This window comes from Nostocoides australiense Ben110 (assembly GCF_001050535.1).
Lineage (GTDB): Bacteria > Actinomycetota > Actinomycetes > Actinomycetales > Dermatophilaceae > Nostocoides_A > Nostocoides_A australiense.
The window spans coordinates 3,007,381-3,014,838 of sequence record NZ_HG764815.1 but is presented as its reverse complement, the minus strand read 5'-3'; the positions used below and the strand labels follow the sequence as shown (position 1 = coordinate 3,014,838).

Genomic DNA, 7,458 nt, shown 5'->3' with positions numbered 1-7,458 from the left:
TCGCTGGTTGGTCGTGATGCACCGGCAGCACGGCGGTCGCGAGGGGGGCGGAGGTTTGCGCCCGGCTCGGCCCGCTGGTGGACGCCGCCTCGCGTGCGCCGTCACCGAGGAGCCGGCGCACGTGGCGCACCTCGGCGAGGAACTCCGCCGCATCCTGGGGGCGGTCATCGGGATCCTTCGCGGCGGCCTGCAGCACGAGCGAGTCGACGTTCGGCGGGATGCCGGGGTGCACCTGCGACGGGGTCGGCACGCCGTGGTGGATGTGCTGGTAGATGACGTGCGGGATGGAGTCGCCCTCGAACGCCTTGCGCCCGGTGAGCATCTCGAACAGCAGCAGGCCGGCCGCATAGACATCGCTGCGTGGAGTGCCCTTGCCGCCCTCGACCTGTTCCGGAGAGATATAGGAGAGGGTGCCGAGGACCTCGCTGGAGGCGGAGGTCGCCGTCTCGGTCGTCACGGCCCGGGCCAGGCCGAAGTCGGCGACCTTGACCACGCCGTCGTCGCGGATGATGACGTTCTCGGGCTTGACGTCGCGGTGGATGATGCCGCCCTGGTGGTGGGCCTCGGCGAGGGCCAGCAGCACCGGCTCGAGGATGTCGAGCGCGCCGTCCGGGCTGAGCGGGCCGTCATCCTCGATGACATCGCGCAACGTCTGGCCCGGCACATACTCCATGGCGAGGAAGACCCGCCCCCGGTCCTCGCCCTGGTCGAAGACGGAGACGATATTGGGGTGCGAAAGGCGCGCGGCGGCCCTGGCCTCACGGCGGAAGCGGGCGACGAAGCTCTCGTCGTGGGCCAGGTGCGGCCGCATCACCTTCAGGGCGACATCGCGGTCCAGCCGTGTGTCCACGGCCCGGTAGACCGTGGCCATGCCGCCGGCGGCGATCCGTTCGAGCACGGTGTAGCGGCCGTCGACGACCTCGCCGATCAGCGCATCCGGGCCCACGTTCACCGGCAAATTCTAGGGGTCCTTCCTGTCGGGATCTCTCAGGTGCGTGTGCTCGGGGGTGAGTCCTGTGTCGGGGTCCGCGCGAAGCATCGGAGCGAGGGACGAGTGGAGAACGTCGTGGGGTGACTCAGAACTTGCCCCGGAAGTAGTTGACGTTGGCGACGTACTGCTTGGTGTCGGCATACCACCCGCGCTCGCGCACCGACCCCAGCCCCTGGTAGTAGGCGGCGATGACCTCGTCGCGGTCCGTGGCCATCTTCGTCAGCTGCTTGATGATGACAACGCCGGCGGAGACATTGTCCTCGAGGTCGTGCAGGTCGAGCGAGCGCCCGATGAGCGAGCCGGCCCAGGTGCCGGACCCCGGCATCACCTGCATGACCCCGACGGCACCGACGTGGGAACTGACCCCCTGCTGCCAGCCGGACTCCTGCCAGCTGATGGCCAGCGCGAGCTTGGGGTCGACGCCGTAGCGCAGGGCGGTCGAGGCGATCAGGTCGCGGGTGGCGGTGCGCGAGGCCATGCCGCGGATCGGCGTCGACTTGGGGCTGGATTCGAAGCTCTGGTCGACCCGGGTGGTGGCGCCGGGGATCGACAGCTTCTGCCCGGGCATGATGAACCGGCCCGGCGAGATGCCATTGGCCTTGGCGATCGCGGCGACCGTGGTGTCGTAATGGGCGGCGATGCCGGTGAGCGTCTCCCCGGCCGAGACGGTGTGAGCGGACCTGCTCCGGGCGGGACGCTTGGCCGCGGCGGTATCGCCCGCCGGGATGACCAGCACGTCACCGGGGTGGATCATCCGCGAGTTCGCCAGGTCGTTGGCCTGGGCGATCGCGCTGCTGGTCGTGCCATAGCGCAGGGCCAGCCCGAACACCGTCTCGCCCGAGCGAACCGTGTGTTTCTGTCCGCTGGAGGTGTGGTGGGCGACCGAGGGGAGGTCGAACAGCGGTGGCGGCGTCGCGGGGATGCTGAGCAGGGGAACCATGACGTCCTTCCGGACCGGTGGAGATCGATGAAGTTGTGACTGTCGTTGCGAAAGAATACAGAAGGTACTGAAGGTATGTTGTGTGTCTGGTGTGGTGTCGCGTCCTTGGCCGGAGAAGCGTTTCGTGATCTGGCAGGCTGGCGCCGTGGAGCTAGATGATCTGGTCGGCGAGTGGCTGACCCTTCCCGACCTCGCCGCCCGCCTCGGAACCTCGCCCAATGGGGTGCGCCGCCTGCTCCAGGAGCGCGAGCTGGTCGGATTGCCCCGCGGTACCCCCAAGGTCCTGAGCGTGCCGGCCGCTTTCCTCGACGGCGCCGCACCGCTGCCGGCGCTGAAGGGCACCGTGACCGTCCTCGGCGACAACGGGTTCTCCGATGCAGAGATCATCGAATGGCTCTTCACCGCGGACCCGACGTTGCCGGGCGGGGGCACACACGCCGTCGACGCGATGCGGGCCGGGTTCAAGACCGAGGTGCGCCGCCGCGCTATGGAAGAGATGTGAGCGGACTCAACTGCTGCGCGCGGTCGCCGTTGCGATGAGTTCGCCGAGTGCCACGCGGGCCTCCTCGGCAATGGGGGCGGTATGCAGTGCGGCCGCGGCCGCGTCGGCCCGCCGGGTGATCTCGTCCTCGACGAGCTCCACCGCACCCGAGGCGGTGATCAACTCGCGCGCCCGGTCCACCGCGTCCGGCGTTAGCCCCGGATCGCCGAGGACACCCTCGATCTCCGCTTGACCGGCAGGATCCAGGCCGGCGAGGGTGTGGGCGACCAGGACGGTTCGTTTGCCCTCGCGCAGGTCGTCGCCTGCGGGTTTGCCCGTGACGTCCGGGTCGCCGAAGACGCCGAGCAGGTCGTCGCGCAGCTGGAAGGCGATCCCGAGCTCCAGGCCGTATGCCGTGAGCGCGCCGTCGGAGTCCCGGCTCACCCCGCCCGTGCGAGCACCGATGAGCAGCGGGTGTTGGATCGAGTACTTCGCCGACTTGTACGTGATCACGCGCTCGGCCGTCGCCACCCGCTCCGCGGCAGCCAGGCCGGCCCAGGGGCGGACCGCCGAGACGACGTCGAGGTACTGGCCGGCCATCAACTGGGCCCGCATGAGGTCGAACGTGCGCCGGCCCCCGGCCAACTCGGCGTCGGGGAGCCCGCACTCGTCATACGACTGATCGGCCCAGCCGAGGCACAGGTTCCCCGCGAGGATCGCCCCGGCCACCCCGAAACTCGCGGCGTCGCCCGCCCAGCCCCGCGCGCGGTGGGTCGCTTCGAGCGCGCGGTGGGTGGTCGGCATACCGCGGCGCGTGTCGGAGGCGTCGATCACGTCGTCGTGGATGAGCGCGGCGGCCTGGACGAACTCCATCGCCGCGGCGAGCCGGACCGCGGCATCGCTGTCGGGCCGCCCGGCCGCCCGATAGCCGAGGTAGAGGAACAGCGGACGCAGCCGTTTGCCGCCACGCAGCAGCGCGGTGATCGGGCCGAGCAGGTCGGCCGACTCCGGCGCCAGCTCGGCCAGGTCCTCGCCGGCACGACGCAGTTGCTCCTCGATCGCGGCGTCGATCCGCGGGCGGAGCACGGCGAGATCGATGGCGGACATCGAGGCGGAATCCTTCCCCTGGGGCGTCCCCCACCCTAACGTCCAGCACGGACCGGGCGAGCAGGCCATCTATCCTTGGACACCGTGTCCATCCCCACCGATCTGCGGGCCGAGCGCCCGAGTGTGAGCTTCGAGTTCTTCCCGCCGAAGGACGATGCCGGCGAGGCCGTGCTCATGGACGCCATCCGTCGCCTCGAACGGGCGCGGCCCGACTTCGTCTCCATCACCTACGGCGCGGGCGGCTCCAGCCAGGACCGCACCGTCCACGTCACCGAGCGGATCGCTCGCGAGACGACCCTGACCCCGCTCGCCCACCTCACCTGCGTGGGCGCCTCGGTGGCGCAGTTGCGCAATGTCGTCGGGCAGTATGCCGCGGTCGGCATCCGCAACATCCTCGCCCTGCGGGGGGACCCGCCCCGCGGCGGCGACGGCACCTGGGTCGCGCATCCGGACGGCCTCTCGCACGCCGACGAGTTGGTGCGGCTGATCCGCTCGCTCGGTGATTTCACCGTCGGTGTCGCGGCCTTCCCCGACGTCCACCCGGAGTCACCCGATTTCGAGCACGACGTCGAGGTGCTGATCCGCAAGGCGGATGCCGGCGCCGAATTCGCTGTGACACAGATGGTTTTCGACGCCTCGACCTATCTGCGGCTGCGGGATGCCGTCGCCGCCCGCCGGGACCTGCCGATCACCCCCGGACTGATGCCGGTCACGAACGTCAAGCAGATCGCCCGGATGAGCGAGCTGATGGGCACCCCGCTGCCGGAGGCCGTGGTCTCGCGGCTGGCGGCCGTCGAGGGGGATCCCGAGGCGGTGCGCCAGGTCGGTGTGGAGATCGCCACCGAGCTCGCCGAGGCCATGCTCGCCGAGGGCGCTCCCGGGCTGCACTTCATCACGATGAACCGCTCCACCGCGACCCTGCAGGTCTACGAGAACCTCGGCCTGACCGCCGCCCGCTGACCGCCGCCCGCAGATCTCAGGTCTCAGGCGCCGGGGCTCCACTCGGGGTCGCGGCCGGACATGGCGACGAGCCGATCGAGAGCCGGCGCATCGTCGGCGACGTCGACGCGCGGCCCGAACGGCTTGCCCTCACCCTGGAAGTCGGGCGTGAGCATCTGGTCGGCGAAGGTGATCGAGCTTTCGAGTGACTGGTCGGCGGGGACCCAGTCCTGGCCGGTGGCCTTGGCGAGGTCCCAGCCGTGCACCTGGTACTCCCACAGCGTCATCGCCAGCGCCATCCCGCCCGGCATGGCCATGCCGTCGGCGAGCTTGAGCTCACGCTCGGCGCCGCCGCCCTCGATGCCCGCGACGATCGCGTCGCCGGCCGCGCGCACCTGTTCGGCGCCGCTGCCCTCGACGGCGATCGACGAGGCATCGGGCGCCTGGCCTTCCGGGTCGCCGAACCCCTCGCCGAAGGCGGTCGCCCAGCCGACGACGTGACTGCGCAGGTCGGCGACGGTGTAGTCGGTGCAGGGGGTCGGGTCGTCGGTTTGCTCGTCGCGGATGCCGTCGAGGACGGCCGCGAGGGAGTTCAGGACGCTGCGGGTCTGTTCGGCGGTGGCCGTGGCTTCGGTGTTCATGTCTTCGACGGTATGGCCGCGCGCTCGGGCCAGGCTTGAAGAATCGCGACAGATTTCGTCGTAAGCCGGCGCGGCGCTCGTAGGCTCACACCTGTGCCGCAGCCGCCCGATCCGCAGGACTCCCGCGCCATTCTGAACCCGGGGGTTATGGCCGAGCGCGTCCGGTTCGAGCGGTTCGCCGCGCCGGAGGAGTTCGCGGGCATCCTCGACTGGTGCTGGTCGGTGGAGTGGGAGATGCAGCCGGGGGAGTCGCACGCGCAGGAAACGCTGTCCCTGCCGGCCGTGAACATCAGCGTCGGCACCACGCCGCCGCCGGGCCCGCATCCGCCGCCCAGGCCGTATGCCGTCAGCCCCCGCGTCGTGGGCGTCGCCACCCGCCGCACCACGCGCGTGCTCAGCGGCTCGGGCTGGAATGTCGCCGCAAAGGCGAGTGTCGGCGGGGGGCGCTGTATGCCGGCCGGGTCGCCGATCTGTGTGACCTGGAAGTGCCGATGCGTCAGGTGCTGGCCGTCGACGACGAGCGTCTGGGGGAGCGGATGGCCTCGGCGCCCGACGGTGCCGAGCGTTCGGCGTCGCTGGTGGCGGCACTTGAACCCGTTCTGGCGCAAGCCGATCCGGAGAGGCTGCGGCTGGCGCGCGAGGTGGCGCGCATCGCCGAGGTGGCGGCGGACCAACCTGAGATGGTGCGCGTGGGCGACCTCGCGGCATACGCCGGGATGAGCGTGCGGACTCTGCAGCGGCTCTTTCTGGAGTATGCCGGCGTCTCCCCGTCGTGGATGCTGCGCCGGTTGCGGCTCATCGAAGCCGCCGAGCGCGTGGCTCGCGGTCAGGACGTGCGGTGGGCGGATGTCGCGGCCGAACTGGGCTACAGCGATCAGGCACACCTGAGCCGGGACTTCACGGCCGCGGTCGGCCAGGCCCCGAGCGCCTACGCCGCTGCTCAGCGGCCGACCTGAGGTCGCGGCTGTTCCAGCCGCATACAACCGCGTCGCTCATCCCTTCCGGGCCCGGATGCTGGACGCGCTGAAGGTCGACGGCCCGTCGACCGCGTCGATGCTCGCCAAGCGCACCGGGCAGGCCGTGGGCAACGCGAGCCATCACCTGAAGGTGCTCGCCGGCGCCGGCCTGGTCGAGGAGGCACCCGAACTCGCCAAGGACAAGCGCGAGCGCTGGTGGCGCTTGGTCAGCGCCGAAACACGTTGGACCACATCGGAATTCGGAGACGACGCCGCCGCGCTAGCCCTCGCCCGCGAAGCCGAAGTGCTGCAGTTGCGCCGCCAGGTCGAGCGCGTGCAGCAGTGGATGGCCAATGCCGACTCCGACCCCGTGTGGGACGACGCCGCCTTCGCCACCCAGAACCGGCTCACGCTCTCCCCGCAGGAGATGTATGCCGTCGCCGAGGAAATCATGGCCGTCCTGAAGCGATGGAGCGAGCGGGAGATCCCCGAGGAGGGCGCCGAGCGCGGTCCTGCATCGTCTTCGCGCGCGGCTTCCCCGCACAGCCATGATCCAGGGCACCGCACCGGTTGCCCCGCCCCTCGCCGGCAACCGGAACGTCCACCTGCTCTGGTTCGGCGAGGGCGTCTCGGTTCTCGGCTGACCACCACCATGGTCTTCCCGCTGCTCGCCGTCCTCGTCTTCGACGTCGGCCTCGGCCCGCTCGGCCTGCTCCCCGCCGCCACCTGGCTGCCGTGGCTCCTCTTCAGCCTCCCCGCCGGTGTCTGGATCGATCGCGGCGACCCCCGACGCATCATGATCTCCGCCGACCTCGCCTCCGCCGCCGTCACCGCCAGCGTCCCCATCGCCTGGGCGCTCGGCCGTCTCACCCTCGTCCATGTCGTCCTCGCGGCCCTCGGCGTCGGGGCCGGCGCGGTCTTCTTCCGCACCGCAGACAGCTCGTTCGTCCCGCGTGTCGTCGCGAAAGACGATCTGGAGAGCGCGAATTCGCGTCTCTTCGGCACCGAGTCGGCGATGCAGATCGCCGGGCCCGGGGTCGGCGGCGCCCTGGTCGCTCTCGTCGGGGTCGCGTATGCCGTGGTCCTCGACACCCTCTCCTTCCTCGTCTCCGCGCTGTGCCTGGTCCGTATGGGCCCGACCAGCTGGCCCGGCCCGAGCCCGCTCCGCGCGAACCGATGGCCACGTCCGTCCGTGCCGGGCTGCGGATCCTCACGCGCGATCCGTATGTGCGCTTCGCCGCGGTCCAAGGCGGCGTCTCGAATTTCGCCCTGACGGGCTACGGCGCCCTCATGGTCCTCTTCCTCGTCCGCGACCTTTCGGCTCGACCCGGGGTGGGTCGTCGTCATCGCCGTCGGCAGCGCCGGCGGGCTCGTCGGCGCCACGGTCGCCCGGCGCGCCGCCG

General features: G+C 70.9%; 8 protein-coding genes. 4 read left to right on the top strand and 4 right to left on the bottom strand.

Annotated features, from left to right (window positions below):
• Both BN11_RS14515 and BN11_RS14510 read right to left on the bottom strand, forming a co-directional pair.
• Positions 1–952 (bottom strand): protein kinase domain-containing protein (locus BN11_RS14515; protein WP_157044389.1); only part of this gene is annotated, 952 nt, incomplete at its 3' end.
• Between the two features lie 124 nt (positions 953–1,076).
• Positions 1,077–1,931: a LysM peptidoglycan-binding domain-containing protein gene (locus tag BN11_RS14510; RefSeq protein WP_048698795.1), complete on the bottom strand. Its 855-nt coding sequence runs from the start codon at positions 1,929–1,931 to the stop codon at positions 1,077–1,079.
• Between the two features lie 124 nt (positions 1,932–2,055).
• Between BN11_RS14510 and BN11_RS14505 the strand changes: the two genes are divergently transcribed.
• On the top strand, positions 2,056–2,433 hold the full coding sequence (locus BN11_RS14505) for an Rv2175c family DNA-binding protein (protein WP_327152870.1): 378 nt from the start codon (positions 2,056–2,058) through the stop codon (positions 2,431–2,433).
• Between the two features lie 6 nt (positions 2,434–2,439).
• On the opposite strand, the gene BN11_RS14500 is transcribed toward BN11_RS14505, so the two are convergent.
• Complete coding sequence (locus BN11_RS14500; protein WP_048698793.1) at positions 2,440–3,519, bottom strand: polyprenyl synthetase family protein; 1,080 nt, start codon at positions 3,517–3,519, stop codon at positions 2,440–2,442.
• A gap of 84 nt (positions 3,520–3,603) precedes the next feature.
• On the opposite strand from BN11_RS14500, the gene metF reads away from it, so the two are divergent.
• Positions 3,604–4,479: a methylenetetrahydrofolate reductase [NAD(P)H] gene (metF, locus tag BN11_RS14495; RefSeq protein ID WP_235435492.1), complete on the top strand. Its 876-nt coding sequence runs from the start codon at positions 3,604–3,606 to the stop codon at positions 4,477–4,479.
• 23 nt (positions 4,480–4,502) lie between these two features.
• Here the strand turns inward: metF and BN11_RS14490 are convergent, their stop codons facing one another.
• Positions 4,503–5,099, bottom strand: coding sequence for a TIGR03086 family metal-binding protein (locus tag BN11_RS14490; RefSeq protein ID WP_048698787.1), 597 nt, complete (start codon positions 5,097–5,099; stop codon positions 4,503–4,505).
• 491 nt (positions 5,100–5,590) lie between these two features.
• Here BN11_RS14490 and BN11_RS14485 point away from each other — a divergent pair, with 491 nt between their 5' ends.
• Both BN11_RS14485 and BN11_RS24755 read left to right on the top strand, forming a co-directional pair.
• Positions 5,591–6,055: a helix-turn-helix domain-containing protein gene (locus tag BN11_RS14485; RefSeq protein WP_053084122.1), complete on the top strand. Its 465-nt coding sequence runs from the start codon at positions 5,591–5,593 to the stop codon at positions 6,053–6,055.
• A 55-nt stretch (positions 6,056–6,110) separates the two neighbouring features.
• Positions 6,111–7,328, top strand: coding sequence for an MFS transporter (locus tag BN11_RS24755; protein WP_201329271.1), 1,218 nt, complete (start codon positions 6,111–6,113; stop codon positions 7,326–7,328).
• Positions 7,329–7,458: the final 130 nt, after the last annotated feature.